This window comes from Pseudomonas sp. M2(2023), from assembly GCF_030263955.1.
Lineage (GTDB): Bacteria > Pseudomonadota > Gammaproteobacteria > Pseudomonadales > Pseudomonadaceae > Aquipseudomonas > Aquipseudomonas asiatica.
On the sequence record NZ_CP127114.1, the window covers coordinates 2,267,869 to 2,292,418 of the forward strand.

Consider the following 24,550-nt stretch of genomic DNA (forward strand, 5'->3'; position numbering starts at 1 on the left):
TGGTTGCTTATTCGCCGCTGACCAGCTGGCGTGCCAACTGGTTGTGGCGCTCCAGCACCCGTGGCAGGTCGACCGTGGCCAGCTGGCCGTCCTTCACCACCACACGGCCATTGATGACACTGGTGTGCACCTGGGTCGGGGTGCAGAACACCAGCGCCGCCAACGGGTCGTGGTGGCCACCGGCATAGGCCACGTGGCCGAGGTCGAAGGCGACGAAATCGGCCACCATGCCTGGCGCCAGTGCGCCGATGTCATTGCGGTTGAGCACCTTGGCGCCGCCGAGCGTTGCAATTTCCAGCGCCTCGCGCGCAGTCATCGCGTCGGGGCCAAAGCCCACCCGTTGCAGCAGCAAGGCCTGGCGCACTTCACCGATCATGCTGGCGCCGTCGTTGGATGCCGAACCGTCGACCCCAAGGCCCACCGGCACCCCGTGGTCGCGCATCTTGCGCACCGGGGCGATGCCCGAGGCCAGGCGCATGTTCGAGCATGGGCAGTGGGCGACACCCGTGCCGGTGCGGGCGAACAGCTCGATGCCATGCTGGTCGAGTTGCACGCAGTGGGCGTGCCACACGTCGTGGCCGACCCAGCCGAGGTCTTCGGCATATTCGGCGGGGGTCATGCCGAACTTCTCGCGGCTGTAGGCGATGTCGTTGACGTTCTCGGCCAGGTGGGTGTGCAACGACACCCCGTACTGGCGCGCCAGCACGGCTGCTTCGCGCATCAGGTCGCGGCTGACCGAGAACGGCGAGCAGGGCGCCACCACGATGCGGCGCATCGAGCCGTGGCTGGCGTCGTGATAGTCCTCGATCAGGCGCTGGGATTCCTTGAGGATGTCGGCTTCCTTCTCCACCACCGAATCAGGCGGCAGTCCGCCCTGGCTGCGGCCCACGCTCATGCTGCCGCGCGCGGCGTGGAAGCGCATGCCGATCTCGTCGGCGGCATGGATGCTGTCGTCGAGCTTGCAGCCGTTGGGGTAGATGTACAGGTGGTCGCTGGAGGTGGTGCAGCCGGACAGGATCAGTTCGGCCATGGCGGTCTGGGTCGACACCGCGATCATCTCGGGGGTCAGGCGTGCCCAGATCGGGTACAGGTTGGTCAGCCAGTTGAACAGTTCGCCGTCCTGGGCCGCCGGCACCACGCGGGTGAGGCTCTGGTACATGTGGTGGTGAGTGTTGACCAGGCCCGGGATGACCACCTTGCCGGACATGTCCAGCACCACGTCGGCCTGCTGTGGCAGGGTATCGCTGGGGCCGACCTGACGGATCAGGTTGCCTTCGATGAACATTCCGCCGTTCTTGATCTCGCGGCGTTCGCCGTCCATGGTGACCAGAAGTTCGGCGTTTTTGACCAGTAGCGTTCTTGGAGCATTTGTAGATGACATGGCTTAAGCCTGTCGCAATACGCATCGGCGATTACCGATGTCATAGGCGCATGGCATTGTAAGCAAGGTTTTTGCGGATTGTATACAGGGCTGATGGTCCTGTGCCGGCCTCTTCGCGGGTAAACCCGCTCCCACAGGTACTACACAGAATTCAAGCACTGTGCAGTACCTGTGGGAGCGGGTTTACCCGCGAAGAGGCCAGTACAGGCTACCTCAATGTCAGATCAAGCCGCGCCACGGCTGGCAACACCATCCACCAATCGCGCAATCCCCAGCGGGTTTGCACGTTTCAGCGCCTCCGGCAGCAGCGCATCCGGGTAGTTCTGGAAGCACACCGGGCGCAGGAAGCGGTCGATGGCCAAGGTACCGACCGAAGTGCCTCGGGCATCGGAGGTGGCCGGGTATGGCCCGCCATGCACCATCGCGTCCGATACCTCTACGCCGGTCGGGTAGCCGTTCAGCAGCAGGCGCCCGGCCTTGCGCTCCAGCAGCGGCACCAGCGCAGCAAAGGCACGCAGGTCGTCCGGTTCGGCAATCAGGGTGGCCGTCAGCTGGCCTTGCAGGTGGCGCAGCGCTTCGGCCAGTTGCTGGGCATCGGCCGCTTCCACCACCACGGTGGTCGGGCCGAACACTTCTTCCTGCAGCAGCGGGTCGCTGTCCAGCAGCAGGCTCACGTCCGCCTTGAACAGCTGCGGCTGGGCCTGCTTGCCGGCTTGTGGCTGCCCGGCCAGGTGCTGGATGCCAGGGTGCGCCAGCAGGTGCTGCACACCGCTCTGGTAGCTGCGCAGGGTGCCGGCGTTGAGCATGGTCTGCGGCGCCTGGTCGGCCATGCGCGCCACCAGCGTGTGCACGAAGCGTTCGAACTGCGGCGACTTGATGCCCACCACCAGGCCCGGGTTGGTGCAGAACTGCCCGCAACCCAGCACTACCGAGGCGGCCAGTTCGCCGGCTACCTGCTCGCCACGGGCCTGCAGGGCCTGGGGCAGGACAATTACCGGGTTGATGCTGCTCATTTCGGCGAACACCGGGATCGGCTGCGGGCGCGCAGCCGCCATGTCGCACAGGGCGCGACCACCACGCAGCGACCCGGTGAAGCCGACCGCCTGGATGGCCGGGTGCTTGACCAGTGCTTCACCCACGCCGGCGCCATAGATCATGTTGAACACACCTGCTGGCATGCCGCTGCCGGCCACCGCGCGGTCAATGGCCGCGGCCACGTGGGCAGCGGTCAGCATGTGCCCGCTGTGGGCCTTGAACACCACCGGGCAGCCGGCCGCCAGCGCCGAGGCGGTATCACCGCCGGCGGTGGAGAAGGCCAGCGGGAAGTTGCTGGCACCGAATACGGCCACCGGGCCGACGCCGATGCGGTACTGGCGCAGGTCCGGGCGTGGCAGCGGGGTGCGCTCGGGCTGCGCACGGTCGATGCGCGCACCGAGGAAATCGCCACGGCGCACCACATCGGCGAACAGGCGCAGCTGGTTGCTGGTGCGGGCACGCTCACCGCGGATGCGTGCCTCGGGTAGAGCGGTTTCGCGCATCACATGCTGGACGAAGTCATCGCCCAGTGCGTCCAGTTCGTTGGCGATGGCGTCGAGGAAGGCGGCGCGCTGTGCCGGGCTGGTGCTACGGTAGGCCGGGTAGGCAGCCTCGGCGGCCTGCACGGCGGCATCGACTTCGTCGCTGGTCGCCTGGTGGAAGGCGTATGGCAGAGGCTCGCCGGTGTGGGCGTCGACGCTGTTCAGCAGCACTTCACCGTTGCCGCTGAGCTGGCCGGCGATGTGGTTCAGGCGATGTTCGATGGACATTTCGTTTCCCGTTGGCAATGACAGTCGATGGGCTGGGACTGTAGGGGGCGAAACGCATGCTGAATAATGATTAATGCGGATCAGGTGATAACAGATCGTTATCGCAACGGCCTTCTTCAAAAGTTTCTATCGTATGCACGGCCCCCTGTAGGAGCGGGTTCACCCGCGAAGCAGGCGACTCGGTGTATGGCACCGGCTTCGCCGGTATTCGCGGGTAAACCCGCTCCCACAGGGACCGCGCAAATGCTCGACAGCGCGTAAGTCACTCTGCCATCTGCAACTCCGGCAGCTTCACCCGGAACGCGCGGGTAAGCCCCAGCAGCACCACAAGGCCCATGCCCATCCAGCACAAACCGATGGTGAACGACAGGCTGGTAAGGCTGCTCCACAGCCACAGCGTGCTGAGAAAGCCCAGGCCGGGAATGGCGCCATACAGCAGGTAGTTGCGACCACCACGCAGCTTCTGGTCGATGAGGTAGTGCTTGACCACGGCCAGGTTCACCGCCGAGAAGGCGAACAGCGCGCCAAAGCTGATCATGTTGGCCACCGTGTCGAGGCTGATCACCAAGGCAATCAGCGACAGCAGGCTGACCAGCAGGATGGCCGTGGCCGGTACGCGCTTTTTCGTCACCAGCTGGCCGAACGCGCGGGGCAACGCACCGTCGCGGCCCATGGCGAACAGCACTCGCGACACGCTGGCCTGGGACACCATGGCCGAGGCGAAGCAGCCGGCCACGTAGGTGGCGGTGAAGGCGGTCACCAGCAGTTCGCCGCCGACCCGGCGCATCACGTCCACCGACGCCGAGTCCGGGTCGGCGAAGCTGCCCCAGTCAGGGAACACCATCTGTGCGCAGTACGACACCACCAGGAACAACATGCCGCCGATCAGCGACACGGCGAGGATCGCCACGGGAATGCGGTAGGTGGGGTTGCTGGTTTCCTCGGCCATGGTCGAGACCGCATCGAAGCCCAGGAACGACAGGCACAGCACGGCGGCGCCGGTCATGATCAACGGCACGCTGAAGCCTTCGTGGTGGAACGGCGCCAGCAGCGACACCGGCTGCGCCTGCCCGCTGAGGTTGTGGATGGACAGGGCGACGAACACGACGATGAACACCAGTTGCACCACCACCAGTATCCAGTTCACCCGGGTGATCGACTCGATGCCGATCAGGTTGAGGAAGGTGACCAGGGCAATGGAGCCCGCCACCCACACCCAGGCGTGGATGGCCGGGAAGTACTCCGACATGTAGATGCCGATCAGCAGGTAGCTGAGCAGCGGCAGGAAGATGTAGTCGAGCAGCAGGGTCCAGCCGGCGATGAAGCCGATGTGGCTGCCGAAGGCCTTGCGGGTGTAGGTGTAGACCGAGCCGGAGTAGGGGTGGGCCTGGACCATGCGGCCGTAGCTGTAGGCGGTCAGCAGCATGGCGGCGAGGGTCAGCAGGTAGGCGATGGGCAGGTGCCCCTTGGTCATCTGGGTGACCAGCCCATAGGTGGTGAATACTGCAAGTGGGACCATGTAGGCCAGGCCGAACAGCACCAGGGCGGGCAGCCCCATGGACTTGCGGAAACGGCCGTTACTGGCGGTGGGTTGCGACGGGCTATGTGCAGGGCTTTGGGCTGTACTTGTTGTTGTATGCATTGCTAACTCCTGGAAAGGGATGCAGGACGCCGCGGTATGCGAGCGGGCTCGATACCGGTGGGTGTTGTGCAAGGAGGTCGAGCGGGTGGCTCGCAGCGCTGGGGCGGGTTGATGCTCCCACACCCCACCGGTACCCGGAATCACCCTTTGGGGTGAGCCGGCAGGGGGCTTTGCCTGCTCACCCCAAAGGGTGATTTCGGTGTTTGCAGTGCCATGGGAGTATCTGGCCAACGACGCACCGCACTGGCGGCGGTGCCTTTACTTGAGACGGCAGACCCACAGTGACTGATCAATTGCTTTCGCAACAGTGGTTCGAGCACCAGGCCAAGGTCACCGAGGCAATCGGCCGACCGGGCTTTGCCGCCACCCTGTTTGCTGCGCTTGGCGTGATCCGGCCGATCCAGGCGACCACGGTGTACCTGTACCCGCACGACGGCATGCCCAGCGCGCTGTTCGAGCAGGACGACAAGGCGCCCTGGCAGCCCGAGGGCAATGTCAGCCGCTACCTGTCCGGCTTCTATCTGCTCGACCCGTTCTACGGCGCCTGTGTGGAGCAGGTCGAGTCCGGTTGCTACGGCCTGTTCGAAGTGGCGCCCGACCACTTCGAGGTCAGCGAGTACTACCAGTCGTTCTACCGGCACTCGCACCTGGAGGATGAGCTCAACTACATCCTGCAGGTCGCGCCCGGGCAGAGCCTGGCAGTATCGCTGGCGTTCACCGACAAGCTCGATGGGCAAACCCGTGCGTTGTTCGCGCGTATCACGCCCTGGGTGCTGGCGGTGCTCGGCAAGCATTTCGCCGGGCTGGACAGCCGCGCCGGGCGCTTCGAGAACATCCTCGAGCAGCGCATCCACGCGGCGCTGAACAACTTCGGCAGCTCGCTGCTGACCGAGCGTGAATGCCGTATCGCCCAGTTGATCCTGCGTGGCCACTCGACCAAGTCGCTGGCCGAGCGCCTGGGGGTGTCGGAGGACACCATCAAGTCACACCGCAAGAACGTCTACGCCAAGCTCGACATCGGCACCCAGTCCGAGCTGTTCTCCCTGTTCATCGACGCGCTGGCCAATGCCCAGGGCGTGCTGGGCAAGGACCCGCTGGAAAGCTACATGGGCAAGCTGCGCTGAGCGCAAGCCACCCTGCAACCCCACCGCAAAGGAAAACCAACAATGAATGCGCCTTTCGCCCCGCAACGCCAGACCCGTGACTATCAGGCAGCCGATGCCGCGCACCACATCCATGCCTTCCTCGACCAGAAGGCGCTGAACGCCGAAGGGCCACGAGTGATCGTCGGTGGCGAACGCCTGCACCTGTGGGACAGCGAGGGCAAGCGCTACCTGGACGGCATGTCCGGCCTGTGGTGCACCCAGCTCGGCTACGGCCGCCGCGACCTGACAGCCGCAGCTGCCACGCAGATGGACCAGTTGGCCTACTACAACATGTTCTTCCACACCACCCACCCGGCGGTGATCGAACTGTCCGAGCTGCTGTTCAGCCTGTTGCCGGGGCACTACAGCCACGCGATCTACACCAACTCCGGCTCCGAGGCCAACGAGGTGCTGATCCGTACCGTGCGCCGCTACTGGCAGGTGGTCGGCCAGCCGGACAAGAAGATCATGATCGGCCGCTGGAACGGTTACCACGGCTCGACCCTGGCGGCCACGGCGCTGGGTGGCATGAAGTTCATGCACGAAATGGGCGGGTTGATCCCGGATGTGGCGCACATCGATGAGCCGTACTGGTACGCCGAGGGCGGCGAGCTGACCCCGGCCGAGTTCGGCCGCCGCTGCGCGCTGCAGCTGGAGGAGAAGATCCTCGAACTGGGGGCCGAGAACGTCGCCGGCTTTATCGCCGAGCCGTTCCAGGGCGCGGGCGGCATGATCTTCCCGCCGGAAAGCTACTGGCCCGAGATCCAGCGCATCTGCCGCCAGTACGACGTGCTGCTGTGCGCCGATGAAGTGATCGGCGGCTTTGGCCGCACTGGTGAATGGTTCGCCCACGAGTACTTCGGCTTCGAGCCCGACACCCTGTCCATCGCCAAGGGCCTGACCAGCGGCTATGTGCCCATGGGTGGCCTGGTGCTGAGCAAGCGCATTGCCGAGGCGCTGGTGGAGCGGGGCGGGGTGTTCGCCCACGGCCTGACCTATTCCGGCCACCCGGTGGCGGCGGCGGTGGCCATCGCCAACCTGAAGGCGCTGCGTGACGAAGGCATCGTGCGCCAGGTGAAGGAAGACACCGGGCCGTACCTGCAACGCATCCTGCGCGAGGTGTTCGCCGACCACCCGTTGATCGGCCAGGTGCAGGGTGCCGGGTTGGTGGCGGCGCTGCAGTTCGCCGAGCACAAGCCGACGCGCAAGCGCTTTGCCAACGAGAACGACCTGGCCTGGCAGTGCCGCACCTTCGGTTTCGAGGAAGGGGTGATCATTCGCTCCACCCTGGGCCGGATGATCATGGCGCCGGCACTGATCGCCAACCACAGCGAGCTGGATGAGCTGGTAGAGAAGACCCGCATTGCCGTGGACCGCACGGCGCGCCTGGTCGGCAAGCTCTAAAAACCTGTGAGCGCTCCGCAGCCCCTGTGGGAGCGGGTTCACCCGCGAAGAATGCGACGCTGTGCATCGCACCGGCTTCGCCGGTGTTCGCGGCGGTTCGACGCCTCGATGAACCCGCTCCCCCAGCGCTGTATCGACACTGCACCTTACGAGCAACAGAGAGACCGCCACGACGGTCGCCTGGAGTACAAATGTACACCCTCGAATTCTGGCAACAACGTGCCTCGGACCTCTACCTCCCGGCCAATGCACTGATCGACGGCAAGCCCGTCAACGCACAGGACGGCGCCACCTTCGCCGCCATCAACCCCGCCACCAACAAGGTATTGGCCCAGGTCACCGCCTGCGGTCAGGCCGAGGTCGACCTGGCCGTCGCCAGCGCCCGCAGGGCTTTCGAGCAAGGCCCATGGCCGCGCATGGCCCCGGGTGAGCGCAAGAAAGTGCTGCTGCGCCTGGCCGAGCTGATCATGGCCCATCGTGAAGAACTGGCCCTGCTCGACTCGCTGAACATGGGCAAGCCGGTCATGGACGCCTACAACATCGACGTGCCGGGCTCGGCGCAGGTGTTCGCCTGGTATGGCGAGGCGCTGGACAAGCTGTACGACCAGGTGGCACCCACCGCGCCCAACGCGTTGGCCACCATCACCCGCGAAGCCCTCGGCGTGGTCGCCGCCGTGGTGCCGTGGAACTTCCCGCTCGACATGGCCGCCTGGAAGCTCGCCCCGGCGCTGGCTGCCGGCAACAGCGTGGTGCTCAAACCCGCCGAGCAATCACCGTTCTCGGCCCTGCGCCTGGCCCAGCTGGCGCTGCAGGCCGGTGTGCCGGAAGGCGTGCTGAACGTGGTGCCGGGCCTGGGCGAGCAGGCCGGGCGGGCGCTGGGCCTGCACCCGGACGTGGATTGCCTGGTGTTCACCGGCTCCACCCAGGTGGGCAAGTACTTCATGCAGTACTCGGCACAGTCCAACCTCAAGCAGGTATGGCTGGAGTGCGGCGGCAAGAGCCCCAACCTGGTGTTCGAAAACTGCCAGGACCTGGACCTGGCTGCGGAAAAGGCGGCATTCGGTATCTTCTTCAACCAGGGTGAGGTGTGCTCGGCCAACTCGCGGCTGTACGTGCAGTGCTCCATCCATGACGAGTTCATCGAGCGCCTGCAGGCCAAGGCCCGTCAGTGGCTGCCAGGCAACCCGCTGGACCCGGCGAGCCGTGCCGGTGCCATTGTGGATGCCGGGCAGACCGGCCGGATCGAAGCCGCCATCGCCCGCGCCGGGCAGGATGGCGCGCGGTTGGTGTGTGGTGGCCGGCGCCTGACCATCGACGGCTCGGACAATTACATCGAGCCGACCATTTTTGCCGGTGTCGATGGCCGTATGAGCCTGGCGCGGGAAGAGGTATTCGGGCCGGTGCTGGCGGTCAGTGCCTTCGACAGTGAAGAGCAGGCCGTGCGCCTGGCCAACGACAGCATCTATGGGCTGGCGGCGTCGGTGTGGAGCGATGACTTCAACCAGGTGCACCGCGTGGCACGGGCGTTGAAGGCCGGCACCGTGTCGGTGAACACGGTCGATGCGCTGGATGTGACGGTGCCGTTCGGCGGTGGCAGGCAGTCCGGGTTTGGCCGCGACCTGTCGCTGCACTCGTTCGACAAGTATTCACAGCTCAAGACCACCTGGTACCAGTTGCGCGCCTGATACATCCGATCTTGCACCGCGTCGCCTGTTTCGCGGGCTCGCCCGCTCCCACAGGTACTGCACTGGCTGCGGTGCTGCGCGGTCCCTGTGGGAGCGGGCAAGCCCGCGAAGCAGGCGACGCGGTACCCGGATCATTCATGGCGTTCCGTTAATTTTCCTTGCCAACCCGGCAGAAAGCTCGGGTCCGCTCTACACTGCTGCCAAGATAGGGCAGGGCTATGTGCCGCCACGCCCCCCCGTCTCGCTGCCTGCGAATGGCTTCTGCCTGCATGATCGTCCTGGCTGCCCCGTCAAACCGCCATACATGGAGTACCTGAGATGGGCTGCGTGTCGAATGGTCGTGCTGCTGGCAACGCCGGACGTGGCATTTCACTGCAGTGGCTGGTGGCACTCGCCATCGTGCTGGGCATGTTGCTGCTCGGCGCCGCCCTGGCCTGGCAGGGCTATCACGGCATTCGTCAGACCTTGGTGGCCGCAGCGGGTGATTCTGCCCAGCAAATAGGCAAGACCATCGACGAGCGCGCCCGGCGCCTGATCGACCCCGTGCACAGCAGTATCCGCCTGCTGGCCCACAACCCGGCCGCGCAAACCCCGGCTCAGCGCCTGGAACGCTTGCCGCAACTGGTCGAGACGCTGGACGCCAACCGCATGCTAAGTGCTGCCTACATGGGTTACCCCAGTGGTGAGTTCCTGCTGGTGCGCCGCTTGCGTGACCCGCAGTTGCTGCAGCGTTTCGCTGCGCCGCCGGGCACGGTATTTCTGGTGCAGAGCGTCAGCCGTGAGGGCGGGGCGGTGCAGGGTGAATGGCGCTTCTACGACCGCTCGCTGAACCTGCTGCAAGCCCAGGCCAAGCCTGAATACCGCTACGATCCGCGCACGCGCCCATGGTTTGTCGAAGCCAGTGCCCAGCCCACCACCGTGCTGACCCACCCCTATGTGTTCTTCACCACCCGCGAGATCGGCCTGACCATGGCCCAGCGCAGCCTCGACGGCGGGGCGGTGATCGGCATGGACGTTTCGGTCGACGACCTGGCCAGTGAGACTCAGGGCCTGCGCATGACCCCCGGCACCGAGATCGTCGTGATCGACGACCAGGGTAGCGTGGTGGCCTACCCGGACCTGCAGCGGGTAATCGTGCACGAAGGGCAGGCCGTGCGCTTGTCGCGCATCGCCGAACTGGGCATCCCCAGCCTGGAGCACCTTTACGCCGACCTGCCGCAAGGCCCCCGGCCGCAGCCTTATCAGGTGGACGGGCAGACCTGGTATGGCATGCGTGTGCAACTGACCAACCTGGCCGGGCAGGACCTGCAGGTGCTGATTGCCGTGCCAGGCCATGAGTTGCTGGCCGGTGCACGCAAGGTACTGCTCGAACAGTTGCTCTGGACCGCTGCCCTGATAAGCGTGCTGCTGGTGCTCGGTGGTGTGCTCGGCCGGCGTATCGGCCGCCCGTTGCGGTTGCTGGCTGAACAGGTACAAGGCCTGGCCGGCTTTGATTTCAGCCGCGAAGTCGGGGTGCGCTCGCGGGTATCCGAAGTGCGCGAGCTGAGCCGCGTGCTTAGCCGCATGTCCGGCACCATCCGCAGCTTTCAGGCGATTACCCTCACACTCAGCAGCGAGCGCGACCTGGAACGCATGCTCGACGGTGTGTTGACCCATCTGGTGGAAGCCGCCGGGGGCAGTGCCGGCGTGGTTTACCTGTTCGATGCCGAACACGCCTTGCTGCGCCTGGCCGCTGCCTGCCATGGCGAGCAGTACCCTGGCGAGCTGGCCGTGGATGAAACTGCCCAGCAGCACCTGGCCACGGCAGTGAGCCAGGCCCTCGGCCTGCATGAGGGCACCCTGGCCTTGGTGCTGAATGACCGCAGCCAGGCGCTGCTGGGCATATTGATCCTGCAACTGGGCGATGGACATGTACACGAGCAGGCAGGCCAGCCGTTGCGCAGCTTTGTCGCGGAACTGTCCGGGGTGGCGGCGGTGGCGATCGAGACGCGCCAGCTGGCCGAAGCCCAGCAACGCCTGCTGGATGCCATGATCAAGTTGCTGGCCGATGCCATCGATGCCAAGAGCCCCTATACCGGTGGCCATTGCGAGCGGGTGCCACAACTGGCGCAGATGCTGCTGGACCAGGCGGTGGCGGCTGAAACCGGCCCGTACGCCAGTTTCAACATGACCGCGGCTGAACGCTACGAATTCCACGTCGCGGCCTGGCTGCACGACTGTGGCAAGGTCACCAGCCCCGAGTATGTGGTGGACAAGGCGACCAAGCTGGAAACCTTGTACAACCGTATCCACGAGGTACGCATGCGTTTCGAGGTACTCTGGCGGGATGCCGAGCTGGCCTATTGGCAAGGCCTGGCCAGCGGTGGCGACCGGCAGGCGCTGCAAGCCACCCTGGTGCGCAGCCAGGCGCAGCTGCAGGACGACTTCGCCTTCGTCGCCCAGGCCAACATCGGCGGCGAGTTCATGCAGGACGCCGACATCGAGCGCCTGCAGCAGATTGGCCAGCGCCTTTGGCAGCGCCATTTCGACAACCGCCTGGGCATCTCCCGTGATGAGCTGGAGCGCTTTGCCGACGTGCCTCCACCTGCGCTACCGGTTGACGAGCCACTGCTGGCCGACCGCCCCGAGCATTGCGTACCCTGGGGCCCCCGCAAGCCGCCGGTGGCCAAGGACGACCCGCGCAACCGCTGGGGCTTCGACATGCGCCTGCCGGCCTGTGCCAGCAATTACGGCGAGCTGTACAACCTGGCGATCCGCCGCGGCACGCTGAATGACGAGGAACGCTTCAAGATCAACGAACACATCGTGCAGACCATCATCATGCTCAGTTCCTTGCCGTTCCCTCGCCAGCTCAAGCGGGTTCCGGACATCGCTGGCAACCACCACGAGAAAATGGACGGCAGCGGCTACCCGCGCAGGCTGGGCAAGCAGGACCTGGGCATTGCCGAGCGGGTGATGGCCATTGCCGACATCTTCGAGGCGCTTACCGCGGCCGACCGGCCCTACAAGGCGCCGAAGACCTTGTCCGAGTCGGTGAAGATCCTGGTGGGCATGGCCCGCGGCGGGCACATCGACGGCCAGTTGCTGGAGCTGTTCCTCAGCAGTGGGGTGTACCGCCAGTATGCCGAGCGGTTCCTGCGTGCCGAGCAGATCGACGAGGTGGACGTGGCGTACTGGCTGGGGCAGATGCGTTGCCCGGCTTGAGCGAAAAATCAGATTCAGCCCCTTCCTTGTAGGCCAATGGGCCCAGCACTTTGCAGTAAGGCTTTATTGAAGTGTCGCCAGGGCTGGCCTCTTCGCGGGTGAACCCGCTCCTACAGGATCCTGTAGGAGCGGGTTTACCCGCGAAAGGGCCGGCTCAGGCACTCGAGATGTTTCAGCAGTCCCACAGGGCACAGCCATCAGTGACCCGCTCACCTCATTCATACCCCTGCGCCCCGGCAATATGCCGCCCGGCCACATAGCCAAAGGTCAGCGCCGGGCCCAGGTTGATACCACCCGACGGATACCAGCCGCCAAACACGCTGGCCATGTCGGTACCCGCCGCATACAGGCCAGCAATCGGCTGCCCAGCTTCATCCAGCACCCGGGCATTCCCGTCGGTGCGCAGCCCGGCAAAGGTGCCAAAGCAGCCGGGCTGCACCTTCACTGCATAGAACGGACCATGTTCGATAGGCGCCACGCAAGGGTTTGGCCCCTTGTGCTGCGGGTCACCCTGCTTGCGGTTGAACGGTGTGGAACCTCGGCCGAACGCCGGGTCCTGACCGTTGCGGGCATGGTTGTTGAAGTCGCTGACCGTGGCGCGCAACCCTACCGGGTCGATGCCGCAGGCCTGGGCCAACTGCTCGAGGGTGGCAGCCCGCTTGAGATAGCCGCTACGCACGTGCGGCCACACCGGCAGTGGCGCCGGGCGGGCGTGGCCCAGGCCGTAGCGGCGCAGGAAACGGTGGTCGCAGACCAGCCACGAACACACCTCTTCGCCCTGCGGCACCGCCGCGATCATCGCTGACACGTAGTCGTAGTAGCCATGCGCTTCGTTGACGAAACGCTTGCCGTTGGCCAGCACGCCGATGATGCCCGGTTTGCCACGTTCGATGATGTGCGGGAAATGGCCGACGCTGCCGTCGCGGTGCGGCACTCGCGAAACCGGCGCCCAGGCCACCGGCGACTTCAGGTCGGTAGCGACCACACCGCCGGCCGACTCGCCCAGGCGCAGGCCGTCACCCGAACAACCCTTGGGGGGCAGGGCCAGGTTGTCATGGCCACTGGCATCGCGCGGGAACAGTTGCTGGCGGCGGGCGTTGTCGTTGGGGAAGCCACCCGCCGCAAGCACCACGGCCTTGGCACGGATCAGTTGCTCGCCCAGCGGTGTAGCCACCAGCGCGCCCCGCACCTGGCCATCCTCGACCAGCAGGCGTTTGGCCGGCGCCGATTCCTGCAGGCGCACGCCCAGGTCTTGTGCCGACCTGGCCAGGCGGGCCACCAGCGCCACGCCGTTGACCAGGTGCATCGCCCGGCCATACCGGGCCAGGTGGTACAGGTGGCGGCCAAAGCGTTTGCACACGTGCAGCAAGGCCTTGGGCGAGCGGGTCATGTTGAGGAACGCGGCAAGGTCGGCACCCGCCATTATCGGCATGCCCATGAACGAGGTTTCGCGCATGGTCTTGCGCAGGCGTGGCAGCAGCGCACCCACCTCGCGGGCGTCATAGGGCGCGGCAATCACCTGGTGCCCGCCCTGGGCCGCGCCCGGTGTGTCGCCATGCATGTCGGGGATGCCGTTGCCGTCGGCAAACTGCAGCGCCGTGTGCTTTTCGAAAAACGCCACCATGTGCGGGCAGGCTTCGAGGAAGGCGTCGACGCGTTCGGCGTTGTAATACGCCCCCAGTTCATTGCGCAGGTAGGTACGCGGCTGCTCGATGTCTTCCTCGATGCCGGCCCGGCGTGCCAGCGGGTTGCGCGGCACCCAGGCCCAACCACCGGACCAGGCGGTGGCGCCGCCGAACACTGGCTCCTTCTCAACCACGATCACCTTCTGCCCATGCCAGGCCGCCGTCACGGCCGCAGCCAGCCCGGCGGCACCAGAACCTATGACCAGCACATCGCATTCGGTTTCGTAGGGAGCGGAAGGCATTGCGGGATTCCTGTATTGTTATTGGAACAAGGTTCCACATTCTTATTGGCAGCGAATCGGCCCGCAAGGGTATGGCGGCCCTTCCGGGCAAGTAATGGGCGATAACCGGACAGTTCGTGCAGCCCTTGCTGCGGCGGCTATCGGCGGTGTGGAATCATCTTCTAGAATTCGCAGAAATTTCAGGGACCTGTGTCATGGCTGGTAGTCAGATCGAACGCGCCTTCAGTCTTGTAGAAAGCCTTACCGGTGAGCCGCAAGGGCTGCCGTTGCAAACCCTGGCCGAGCGCCTGGATATCCCCAAGAGCGCCACCCATCGCATGCTCACCGAACTGGTGCGGCTGGGCTATGTGCGGCAGAACCGGGATAACAGCCGCTACCAGCTGTCGGCCAAGCTGGTGGCGCTGGGCTTCCGCTACCTGGCCAGCAGCGGTGCCGACATCATTCAGCCGATTCTCGACCGCCTGGCCCAGGACAGCGGCGAACTGGTGCGTCTGGGCGTGATCGACGGCGCCCGCCAGACCTGGATCGCCAAGTCCCAGGGTGCCCGCTCCGGGCTGCGCTATGACCCGGACATGGGCCGCGACGCGCCGCTGTTTTACACCGCGTCCGGGCATGCCTGGCTGGCCAGCCTGGACGATGAGCAGGCGCTGCAGATGGTGTTGCGCCAGGGTATTGCCGACCCGGCGCAGTTCGGCCCGAATGCGCCGCGCTCCACCGACGAGTTGCTCAGCTACCTGCGCCGCGCCCGCGAGCGCGGTTATGCCTGGGTCGAGGAAACCTCGGCCATTGGCACCTCGGCCCTGGCTGCGGTGGTGCGCCGCCCGCAAAGTGACGAGGTGATCGGTGTGCTGAGCATCGCCGGGCCCAGTGCGCGCCTGGCGCAAAGCCGCCTGGCAGAACTGGCGCCGCTGTTGCTGGCGGCGGCAGAGGAACTATCGGCGGCCAGCCGGGCCAGTGAGTTGTTCGCCTGAAGGTGCATTTCCGGTCGATTACCGCACACTCTGTCCTGCGGCTTCTTCTTAAAAGATGAACCTGGTTCTAAATTGTCGAATGTGGATTGTGGAATCAGATTCCGGAATCCGCATGACAACAATGACAAGAGGACAGGCTGTTGAACGCACCCCTTCGTATTGCCTTGATCGGCGCCGGCAGCATGGGCCGCCAGCATTACCAGCATTTGCTGAATGTGCCGCAGGCCCAGCTGTGCGCTGTGGCCGACCCGGGCCCGCAGGCCGAGGCCTTTGCCGCCGAATGCGGCGTGCCCTGTTTTGCCGACCACCGCCAGATGCTGGAGCACGCGCGCCCCGAGGCAGTGATCGTCGCCAACCCGAACAACCTGCATGTCGCCACCGCCCTGGACTGCGTCGAGGCCGGTGTACCGGTGCTGGTCGAAAAACCGGTGGGCGTGCACCTGGATGAAGTCCGCGCGCTGGTGGAAGCCTCGCGCCGCCACGATGTGCCGGTGCTGGTCGGCCATCATCGCCGGCACAACCCGCTGATCGCCAAGGCTCACCAGGTGATTGCCGACGGCAAGCTGGGCCGATTGATCAACGTCACCGCGCTGTGGCAGTTGCAAAAGCCCGACAGCTATTTCGACACCCCCTGGCGCCGCGAGCCGGGCGCTGGCTTCCTGCTGACCAACCTGATCCATGACCTCGACCTGCTGCGCCACCTGTGCGGCGAGGTGGTACAGGTGCAGGCATTCACCCGCAACGATGTGCGCGGTTTTGCCAACGAGGACAGCGCCGCGGTGCTACTGCAGTTCGCCAATGGAGCATTGGGCAGCCTGACTGGCTCCGACGCGGTGGCCGCGCCGTGGAGCTGGGAGCTGGACTCCGGCGAAAGCCCGGTCTACCCGCGCCAGGATGGCCAGCCGTGCTACCTCCTGGCCGGCACCCAGGGGGCGCTGAGCATTCCGCAACTCAAGCGCTGGCACTACGCCGAGGCCGGGTCGGGCTGGCACACGCCGTTGTTGCAGAGCGAGGAAAGCATCCCCGCCGGCGAGGCATTGACCTTGCAGTTGCAACACTTCGTACGGGTTGCCCGGGGTGAACAGGCGCCGCTGATCGATGCCGCCGATGGTGGCCGTACCCTGGCGCTGATCGAGGCGATCCGCCAGGCAGCGGAAACTGGCCGGGCCTGTGTGCCCGAGCACATTGCTTGAATTGTCGGGTGACGATAATGACTGATCGAATTTTCTCTCTGGCAGCGCTGACGGTACTCGAGCTGTCCCCGCCGGACATGGTCGAGGCAGCAGCCCGCGCCGGTTACAGCCACGTTGGCCTGCGCCTGGTGCCCGCCACCGAGCAGGAGCAGCATTTCCCGCTGGTGGCCGATGCCGGCCTGCGCCGGCAGACCCAGGCGCGCCTGCGCGACACGGGCATCAAGGTGCTCGACCTGGAGATCCTGAGGCTGAAGCCGGAAACCTGTGTCGCCGATTTCGAGCCGATCCTGGCGGTGGGCGCCGAGCTGGGCGGCACGGAGCTGCTGGTGGCTGGCAACGACCCGGATGAAGCGCGGCTGACCGAGCGCTTTGCTGCGTTGTGTGACCTGGCGGTGGGGTATGGCATCCATCCGCATCTGGAGTTCATGCCCTGGACTGATGTGCGTGATCTGCGCCAGGCCATGCGGGTGGTGGCCAACGCTGACCGTGCCAATGGCTGTGTGCTGGTGGATGCCTTCCACTTCAACCGCTCCGGTTCTTCGCTGGACGATCTGGCGCAACTGGCACCGCAGCGCATGCGCTATGCCCAGCTGTGCGACGTTGCCGGCCCGGTGCCGGCCGAGATGGAAGAGATCCTGCGTCAGGCACGCAACGAGCGGCGCTTCCCGGGCGAGGGCGATGCCGATCTGGTCGGCCTGCTGCGCGGCTTGCCGCCAAATGTGCCGTTGAGCCTGGAGATCCCCACACGGCAGTTGCTGGAACAGGGCATGAGCGGCGAACAGCGTGCGCGCATGGCGCTGGAGAAGGCCATGGCAGTGTTGGCCAGAGTCTGATTGATAGAGCGCGGCGCATGGCACGGGCTACCGCCCGTGTTCGCGGGCACGCCCGCTCCCACGGGTACAGCGCATGGCTTGAGCCCTGTGAAGCCCTTGTGGGAGCGGCTTTAGCCGCGAACACCGGCGCAGCCGGTGCCAGGCACCGCGTTGGATTCTTCGCGGCTGAAGCCGCTCCCACAGGTACAGCGCATGTCTTGACTCAGGCGCGACCCCACACAGTGCGTTCATCGGACTGATCAAAAAAAGGGCCCGCAAGGGCCCCTAGAGGAAAATGGTCAGCGCGTTCAGGCGCTCTCGATCTTGCGCGGCGCCATGAAGTACATCCACACCAGCGCCAGGAAGTACATCGCCGGGATCATGGTGAACAACACGGCATAGTTGTTATTGGTAGCGGTCAGCACGCTACCGACGATCTGCGTCATGAACATCCCGCCAATCGCAGCGCACATGCTGCCGAAACCGAACACGGTACTCACCAGGTGCTTGGGCGTGTAGTCCATCACCAAGCTCCAGATATTCGCCGTCCATGCCTGATGCGCACCCACCGCCAGCGAGATGGCCGCCACCGCGACCCACAGGCCACTGGCGTTGGCGGCAAAGGTGACGCTGACCATGGTGCAGGCGAAGATCAGCATCGACACCAGCCGCGCGGTGGTCGCGCGCACGCCACGGCCGATCAGCCAGGAAGACAGGATGCCGCCGCCGATGCTGCCGAAGTCCGCCGTCAGCCAGATGATGATCAGCGGGATGCCCATCTGGGTCACGTTGATGCCCAGGCTGTATTGCTGGTTGAGGAACGGTGGCAGCCAGTACAGGTAGAACCAGAACACCGGTGCGGTAATCGCGTAGGCCACCGCGAAGGCCCAGGTGCCACGCAGGCGCAGGATACGGCTGAACGGCACGCGGGTTGGTTCGGGCTCTTCATCCTGCTGGATGTACTCCACCTCGCTCTGGCGCACGCGCGGGTGATCTTCAGGGTTGTAGTACTTCAACACCCACAGCACCACCCACACCAGGCCCAGGCTGCCCATGGCGATGAACGCGGCCTGCCAGCCCCACACGGCCAGAATCATCGGCAGCAGGGCCGGTGTGACCATGGCGCCGACGTTGGTGCCGGCATTGAACAGGCCGGTGGCGATGGCCCGCTCGCCAGCCGGGAACCACAAGCGCACGGTCTTCACGCAGGCCGGGTAGTTGGCGGCCTCGGTCAGGCCGAGGATGAAGCGGCACACCATGAAGCCAGCGGCCGAGGTGGCCAGGCCGTGAGCGCCGGTGGCCAGGCTCCACAGCAGCACGGCGAAGAAGAACGCGCGCTTCACCCCGACCTTGTCGATCAGCCGGCCCTGCAGCAGGAAGCCGACCGCGTAGCCGACCTGAAACCAGAAGTTGATGTTGGCGTAGTCCATCGCCGTCCAGCTCATTTCCTTGGCCAGTACGGGCTGCATGATGCCGAGCGCGGCACGGTCGATGTAGTTCAGGGTGGTGGCGAAGAACACTAGGGCGAGCATGCCCCAACGGGTCTTGCCGACGCCGAAGGCGCCGCGAAGCTTGTCGCCGATCGAACCCTGGGGCATCCGGGGGGCGGCGGGGGTGATCTTGGAGTGGTTCATAAACTGCTCGATTCTTGAAATTGTATTCAGCTGCGGTGCTACGAGTACGTGACCAGTTCCCAGGCAGGGGGCACGCAAGGCCGGTGCATGGTGAGCAGTGAAGGCGGCAGCGTCAATTAAGGGGAGGGGCTAGTGTTCGGTTACCGAACGGTTGCGTTGGGCCTGCGGGCGAGGCAAGGGGCAACGTGAATTCAGGTGGTCAAGGTACTCAACGCTCTACCAGCCAGATAACCGAATGTCATCCCCGGCCCCAGTGTGATACCGCCACTCGGGTAGTGCCCGCCCATCACGCTGTGCATGTCGTTGCCCACCGCATACAGCCCGGGGATCGGCCGCGCATTGCGGTCCAGTACCCGGGCCGAGGCATCCGTGCCCAGGCCGGCGAAGGTACCCAGGCTGCCTGGCAACAGTTTCACTGCGTGGAACGGCCCGTGCAGCAGTGGCCGCAGCGACGGATTGGGGGCTTGCGACGGCTCGCCCTGCGCCCGGTTGTAGGCCGATACACCGCGCCGGAAAAGCGGATCTTCACCCTGGGCTGCATGGCGGTTGAAGCCGTCCACCGTGCGCTGCAACTGCTCGACGTCGATCCCGCAGCGCTGCGCCAGTTCCTCCAGCGTGCGACCGCTGTGCAGGTAACCGCAGCGTTGATAGTGACGGGTGGGGAAAGGGAAGGGCTTGGCCCAGCCGATACCATAGCGACGTTGCGCGGCATGGTCGCAGATCAGCCAGGCTTCCGGCGCTTCACCCTTTGGCGTGGCGGCGAACAGTGCGTTCATGAAGTCGTGGTAGCAATCGGCCTCGTTGACGAAGCGCCGGCCATCGCGGCGCACGGCGATGAAGCCGGGTTTGGCGCGATCGACCAAGTGCGGGAAATGGCCGAAACTGCCATCGCTGCGCGGCACCCGCGACACAGGTACCCAGGCACCCGCATGGGCCGTGGTCGCCTGGACCAGGCCACCGGCCTGTTCGCCCAGGTGCAGGCCGTCGCCGCTGTTTTCCCTGGGGGCTGCGGAGTAATGCCGGGTACCGTCCGGCGCATGCGGCATCAGTTGCGCGATGCGCTGGCGATCATGCGCAAAGCCACCGCAGGCCAGCACCACACCGCGGCGGGCGTGGATCATCTGGCCGTCGGCAAACTGTGCGCCGCTGACCCGGCCTTCGCCCAGCAGGCGGCTGGCCGGCTTGTCGGTCAGTAGCGTCACGCCAAGGTCCAAGGCGCTGCGCAGCAGCCGTGCCACCAGGGCGTTGCCATTGACCAGTTGCAGGCCGCGGCGGTGCAGCAGCAGATCGCGGCAATGGCGCAGCAGGCGTTTGCCCACATGCAGCGCGGCCGTGGGCGAGCGTGTGGCGTTGAAGAAGGCGGCCATGTCGGCGCCGCCGGCAATGCCCATGCCGGCCAGGCTGACGATGTCCAGCGGTGGGCGCAGCTTGTGCAGCCAGGGCCCGAGCAGGCGCCCGTCGTATGGCAGGGCGCACAGCGAACGACCACCGCGCGTGCTGCCATCGCCCTCGCGCATGTCGGGCATGCGGCTGCCGCACTGGAACTGCACGGCGGTGTGTTGCTGGAAGAACGCCACCATCTCCGGGCCATAATGCAGGAAGGCGCGCTGGCGCGGGTCCAGTTCGCTGACGTGGGTTTGCCCGCGCAGGTAGCGCTCCGGGGCATCGTCGGTCTCGACGATGCCTTCTGCAATGGCCAGCGGGTTGCGCGGTATCCACAGCCAGCCCCCCGACCAGGCACTGGTGCCGCCCAGTTGGCTGGCTTTTTCCGCGACGATCACCTGCTGGCCGTGATGGGCGGCAGTAACGGCGGCAGCCAGGCCAGAGGCACCGGAGCCGATGACGAGTACGTCACATTCGAGGGGTTGCATCGTGGGGTTCCGCTCAGGCATTGGAGGAAGGTTTTAGTTTTACTGCAGCGGCGAAAAGCCGGTGGGCCGCAGCATTCGCGACTGCAAGCGCAGCACCGCGCCCAGCTCGCGATTGCGCCTTGAGAACTCTGCCCAACGGGGGTCCGCTGCCATGGCTGCGCGGCGTGCCATGCGTTCGTCGAGGCTGGCATAGCCCCAGATATGCACCACCTGGTTGACCTCGCCGAACTCGCTGGTGAAAAAGCCGACCAGGTTACCGAGATGCTCGCTTTGCACCTCCAGCGCGTGGCTTTGGTACAGGCTCAGCCAGTCGGCCATTTTCAGTGGGTCCAGGGTGTAGGTTCTCAGTTCGTAGTACATGCTGGGGTCTCCATTTGGGTGGTTGGCGCCTGCAGGCGCGCGGCGATGTGGTTGGCAGCGAGCCAGCCGAAGGTGAGGGCGGGGCCCAAGGTGATGCCGGGGCCGGGGTAGGTGCCTTTCATCAGTGAGTTCATGTCGTTGCCCACTGCATAAAGCCCGGCAATCGGCTGGCCATCGCGGTTCAGCACGTTGGCCTGGGCGTTGGTCACCAGGCCGCGGGCTGAGCCAAGGTCGCCGGTGTGGATGCGGATGGCGTAGAACGGGCCGCTGGTCAGCGGCGCCAGGCATGGGTTGGGCGTGTGTTGCGGGTCGCCCATGTAGCGGTTGTAGCTGTTGCCGCCTTTGCCGAACGCGCGGTCGATGCCGTTGCGGGCGTCGGCGTTGAACTGCTCCAGGGTCTGCATGAATACCTGTGGGTCGACACCAATGGTCTTGGCCAGTGCCTGCGCTGTTGCGGCGCGGTGCAGGTAGCCGGCATGGATCAACGCCTGGTTGTCCACCGGCTTTGGCCGCGCGAGGCCCAGGCCGTAGCGGTTCATCGCTTCGGCATCGCAGACCAGCCAGCAGCTGGCGATGCCTTTGGCGAACATGGTCTGCACGAAGTGGTGGTAGGAATCGGACTCGTTGACGAAGCGTCGCCCGTCCGGGCCCACCGCGATCACCCCCGGCTTGGCGCGGTCGGTGACCAGGTGCGGGAAGCGCTCACGCTCGCCACTGACATGGCGCAGTTCCGAAACCGGTGCCCAGAAGAAGTTGGCCACCAGACCCTCACCCTGGGCAGCGGCCACGGCTTGGCCAAGGCGCAGGGCAGCGCCGTCATTGCTGGGCGGTGACATGGTCAGGTGCGGCGCCTGCCGGGCCGGCCGGTAGCTGTCGGCCAGCGCGCCTGCAGCGAACCCGCCCATGGCGCACACCACACCGCCCCGGGCCAGCACCCGTTCACGGCGCCCTTCGCGTTGCACCACCACGCCGGTGACCACGCCGCGTTCGACGATCAGCTCCAGGGCTTCGCTGCGCAACCACAGCTGGGTGCCATGGGCGAAGGCGCTGCTGGCCAGGCGGGCGATCAAGGCGTTGCCGGTGGTAAGGCGGGTGCCACGCGGATGATGCAGGCGGTCCCGCGCGTAACGCGCCATCAGCTTGAGGCAATGCCAAAGCGACCGGGGCGAGCGGCGAATACTGAGAAAGTGCTGGATATCCACGCGGTTGACCATCATGCCGCCGAACAGCAACATGCCGGGCGGCGGCATCTGCAGGTCCTTGAAGTGCGGGCCGAGCTGCCTGCCGTCGTACTCGACCATCTCCAGCGCCCGGCCAAACTGGGTGGCACCGGGGGCGTCCGGGTAGTAGTCCGGCGAATGCGGGCGCAGGGCGTAGCGCAGTTCGGTGTTCTGCTCCAGCCAGCGCAGCGCCTGGTGGCCATGCTCGATGAAGGCGTCGACCAGCGCGGGGTCATAGCCGTCGCCGATGACCTGCCTGAGGTAGGTGCGAATGGCCTCGGGGGAATCCACCGCACCAGCGGCGCGGGCTTGATCAGTACCATAGAGCCACACCGCCCCACCGGAAATTGCCGAGGTACCGCCAAAGTGCTCGGCCTTTTCCACCACCAGCACTTTCAGCCCCCGGCGGGCGGCGGTGGCGGCAGCGGTAAGGCCACCGGCGCCGCTGCCCAGCACGACCAGGTCAAAGTTGTGTTGCGCATGTTCATGTGTCGGCATGGCTTCAGATCTCCAGCGGCGTGACGCCCATGAAGGCGCCCAGGTGGCCGAGTTGGGCGAAGGCCATTTCCGGGCCGGTCTGGACCGCGCAGCCAACCTGGCGTGCCCGGTTCAGCAGCGGGGTGATCTCGGGCGAGGTGACCACATCGGCGACCAGGGTTTCGGGTTGCAAGGTGGCGAGCAGGGCGGCAGGCAGTGGCAGCTCCGCGCTACCGCCCATGCCGACAGGGGAGGCGTTGACCAGCAGGTCGAAGCCTTCCAGCCCGTCGACCCGGGTGGCGATTTCGACCGTGGGGAAGGCATTGCCGAGCAGCTCGCACACAGCGCCCATGCGCGCTGTGCTGGGGTCGCTGAGGGTGACGCTGGCGATGCCGGCCTCGCCCAGTGCATAGGCAATGGCACTGCCGACCCCGCCGCAACCGATTACCAACGCACGCTTGCCGGCCGGCTCGAAGCCATGTTTGCGCGCAGCACCGAGGAAGCCGGCGCCGTCCACGTTGTCGCCCAGCAGTCGCCCGTCACGCTCTCGGCGAATCACATTGACCGAGCCCAGCGCGGCTGCGCGCTCGCTCAGGCTATCAAGGCGGCTGGCCAGGGCCTGCTTGTACGGCACGGTGACCACGCAACCGCGCAGGTTCTGCCAGCCACGCAGAGTGCCGGCAAAGGTATTCAGCGCGGTCTCCTGCAGGTCGATGGGCAGCATGGCGAGGTTGCAGTTGTTGTTGGCGAACCAGGTGTTGAAGTTTTCGGGGGACTTCACCTGGGCAATGGGCGAACCGACGATGGCGACCAGTTCAGTCGAACCACGAATCATGCTGACCTCCTTATTGGCGTTGTTATGCAGGCCAAGGGTGAGGCAAGGGGGCGTGGGCAACAATGCGCTGATCGGGCGTTTAATGCGATAATCGCACCATTGATCCGGTTATCGCGGTAATCGGCTGTTTTTGCCCTGCTTGCGAGTCGAATAGATGAACACCCCCGCTATCCACCCCCGTGACCTGATCGCCGGCTTGCAGAAGGGCCTGGCGCTGATGCAGCTGTTCAGCGCCGAGCAGCCGCGCCTTAGCGTGCCGCAGGCGGCCAGGTTGTCCGGCCTTACCCCCAGTGCCGCGCGGCGGTTTCTGTTGACCTTGGTGCACGAAGGGTTTGCCGAAACCGACAGCCGTGAGTACTGGCTTACGCCCAAGGCGCTGCGCCTTGGCCAGGCGTATGTGGACTCGGCGCAACTGCCGCGCATGCTGCGGCCGATCGTCGAGCAGGTGGCGCGGCAGACCCAGGAGCATGTGTCGGTAGGTACCCGTGATGGTGACGAGATCATCCACCTGGTACGCAGCCGCTACAGCCATGTGTCTTCGTTGTCGATCCGGCCGGGTTCGCGGGTGCCGATGTATTGCACTGCCGGTGGGCGTGTCTGGCTGGCCTGGCTGGATGAGGTGGAGCGGGATGCCTACTTTGCGCGTAACCCGCTGCGAGGGTTGACGCCTTATACGCAGACGGACCGGTTGCAGCTGGAGGCGGAGTTGCTGCGGGTGAAGGAGCAGGGGTTCTGTATCGTGGACCAGGAGTATGAAATCGGCATGCGCGTGCTGGGTGTGCCACTGTTGGACCGGGCTGGCCGGCTGAAAGCGACGTTGACCATCACCACCCATGCTTCGCGGTTGAGTGTGGATGAAATACGCTTGCGGTATCTGCCGACCCTGTACGAGGCCCAGGCGTTGTTGCGGCCGGTGCTGGATTGAGGTGTTAGGGTTTGGAGGCGTGTTGCCTTCTCGCGGGAAACTCGATCTCATAGAACTGA

The 24,550-nt window shown here is 65.6% G+C and carries 17 protein-coding genes; 8 read left to right on the top strand and 9 right to left on the bottom strand.

What is annotated here, in order from left to right; genetic code table 11:
• Window positions 1–7 precede the first annotated feature (7 nt).
• The 3 genes from QN085_RS10485 to QN085_RS10495 all read right to left on the bottom strand — a co-directional run bounded on the left by QN085_RS10485 (window position 8) and on the right by QN085_RS10495 (window position 4,828).
• Window positions 8–1,381 (bottom strand): 8-oxoguanine deaminase, encoded by a 1,374-nt coding sequence (locus QN085_RS10485; RefSeq protein WP_013972095.1) that lies wholly within the window; start codon window positions 1,379–1,381, stop codon window positions 8–10.
• Between the two features lie 224 nt (window positions 1,382–1,605).
• Window positions 1,606–3,186 (bottom strand): aldehyde dehydrogenase (NADP(+)), encoded by a 1,581-nt coding sequence (locus QN085_RS10490; RefSeq protein ID WP_041506085.1) that lies wholly within the window; start codon window positions 3,184–3,186, stop codon window positions 1,606–1,608.
• A 262-nt stretch (window positions 3,187–3,448) separates the two neighbouring features.
• Entirely contained in the window at window positions 3,449–4,828 is a 1,380-nt protein-coding gene (locus tag QN085_RS10495) for an APC family permease (RefSeq protein WP_023661531.1), read from the bottom strand.
• A 281-nt stretch (window positions 4,829–5,109) separates the two neighbouring features.
• Here QN085_RS10495 and QN085_RS10500 point away from each other — a divergent pair, with 281 nt between their 5' ends.
• The 4 genes from QN085_RS10500 to QN085_RS10515 all read left to right on the top strand — a co-directional run bounded on the left by QN085_RS10500 (window position 5,110) and on the right by QN085_RS10515 (window position 12,266).
• Window positions 5,110–5,952 (top strand): helix-turn-helix domain-containing protein, encoded by an 843-nt coding sequence (locus QN085_RS10500; RefSeq protein WP_023661532.1) that lies wholly within the window; start codon window positions 5,110–5,112, stop codon window positions 5,950–5,952.
• A gap of 42 nt (window positions 5,953–5,994) precedes the next feature.
• Window positions 5,995–7,377, top strand: a complete 1,383-nt coding sequence (locus QN085_RS10505; protein ID WP_013972099.1) for an aspartate aminotransferase family protein — start codon at window positions 5,995–5,997, stop codon at window positions 7,375–7,377.
• Between the two features lie 191 nt (window positions 7,378–7,568).
• Window positions 7,569–9,062, top strand: a complete 1,494-nt coding sequence (locus tag QN085_RS10510; protein ID WP_041506084.1) for an aldehyde dehydrogenase — start codon at window positions 7,569–7,571, stop codon at window positions 9,060–9,062.
• Window positions 9,063–9,380: 318 nt separating this feature from the next.
• Complete coding sequence (locus tag QN085_RS10515; protein WP_041506083.1) at window positions 9,381–12,266, top strand: HD domain-containing phosphohydrolase; 2,886 nt, start codon at window positions 9,381–9,383, stop codon at window positions 12,264–12,266.
• Window positions 12,267–12,480: 214 nt separating this feature from the next.
• Here QN085_RS10515 and QN085_RS10520 read toward each other — a convergent pair whose 3' ends face one another.
• Entirely contained in the window at window positions 12,481–14,193 is a 1,713-nt protein-coding gene (locus tag QN085_RS10520) for an FAD-dependent oxidoreductase (RefSeq protein WP_041506082.1), read from the bottom strand.
• A gap of 194 nt (window positions 14,194–14,387) precedes the next feature.
• On the opposite strand from QN085_RS10520, the gene QN085_RS10525 reads away from it, so the two are divergent.
• The 3 genes from QN085_RS10525 to QN085_RS10535 all read left to right on the top strand — a co-directional run bounded on the left by QN085_RS10525 (window position 14,388) and on the right by QN085_RS10535 (window position 17,190).
• Complete coding sequence (locus QN085_RS10525) at window positions 14,388–15,164, top strand: IclR family transcriptional regulator (RefSeq protein WP_023662480.1); 777 nt, start codon at window positions 14,388–14,390, stop codon at window positions 15,162–15,164.
• 140 nt (window positions 15,165–15,304) lie between these two features.
• Window positions 15,305–16,357 (top strand): Gfo/Idh/MocA family protein, encoded by a 1,053-nt coding sequence (locus QN085_RS10530; protein WP_023662479.1) that lies wholly within the window; start codon window positions 15,305–15,307, stop codon window positions 16,355–16,357.
• Between the two features lie 17 nt (window positions 16,358–16,374).
• Complete coding sequence (locus QN085_RS10535) at window positions 16,375–17,190, top strand: sugar phosphate isomerase/epimerase family protein (protein WP_023662478.1); 816 nt, start codon at window positions 16,375–16,377, stop codon at window positions 17,188–17,190.
• Between the two features lie 287 nt (window positions 17,191–17,477).
• Here QN085_RS10535 and QN085_RS10540 read toward each other — a convergent pair whose 3' ends face one another.
• From QN085_RS10540 to QN085_RS10560, 5 genes are all read right to left on the bottom strand, one after another.
• On the bottom strand, window positions 17,478–18,803 hold the full coding sequence (locus QN085_RS10540) for an MFS transporter (RefSeq protein WP_041506081.1): 1,326 nt from the start codon (window positions 18,801–18,803) through the stop codon (window positions 17,478–17,480).
• Between the two features lie 191 nt (window positions 18,804–18,994).
• Window positions 18,995–20,674, bottom strand: coding sequence for an FAD-dependent oxidoreductase (locus tag QN085_RS10545; protein ID WP_023662477.1), 1,680 nt, complete (start codon window positions 20,672–20,674; stop codon window positions 18,995–18,997).
• Between the two features lie 39 nt (window positions 20,675–20,713).
• Window positions 20,714–21,034, bottom strand: coding sequence for an NIPSNAP family protein (locus tag QN085_RS10550; RefSeq protein ID WP_013972108.1), 321 nt, complete (start codon window positions 21,032–21,034; stop codon window positions 20,714–20,716).
• Window positions 21,019–22,752, bottom strand: coding sequence for an FAD-dependent oxidoreductase (locus QN085_RS10555; protein ID WP_013972109.1), 1,734 nt, complete (start codon window positions 22,750–22,752; stop codon window positions 21,019–21,021). Before QN085_RS10555 ends, QN085_RS10550 begins: the two co-directional genes overlap by 16 nt.
• A 4-nt stretch (window positions 22,753–22,756) precedes the next feature.
• Window positions 22,757–23,566: a shikimate dehydrogenase family protein gene (locus tag QN085_RS10560; RefSeq protein WP_024086799.1), complete on the bottom strand. Its 810-nt coding sequence runs from the start codon at window positions 23,564–23,566 to the stop codon at window positions 22,757–22,759.
• 154 nt (window positions 23,567–23,720) lie between these two features.
• Between QN085_RS10560 and QN085_RS10565 the strand changes: the two genes are divergently transcribed.
• Window positions 23,721–24,491: an IclR family transcriptional regulator domain-containing protein gene (locus QN085_RS10565; RefSeq protein WP_013972111.1), complete on the top strand. Its 771-nt coding sequence runs from the start codon at window positions 23,721–23,723 to the stop codon at window positions 24,489–24,491.
• Window positions 24,492–24,550 lie beyond the last annotated feature (59 nt).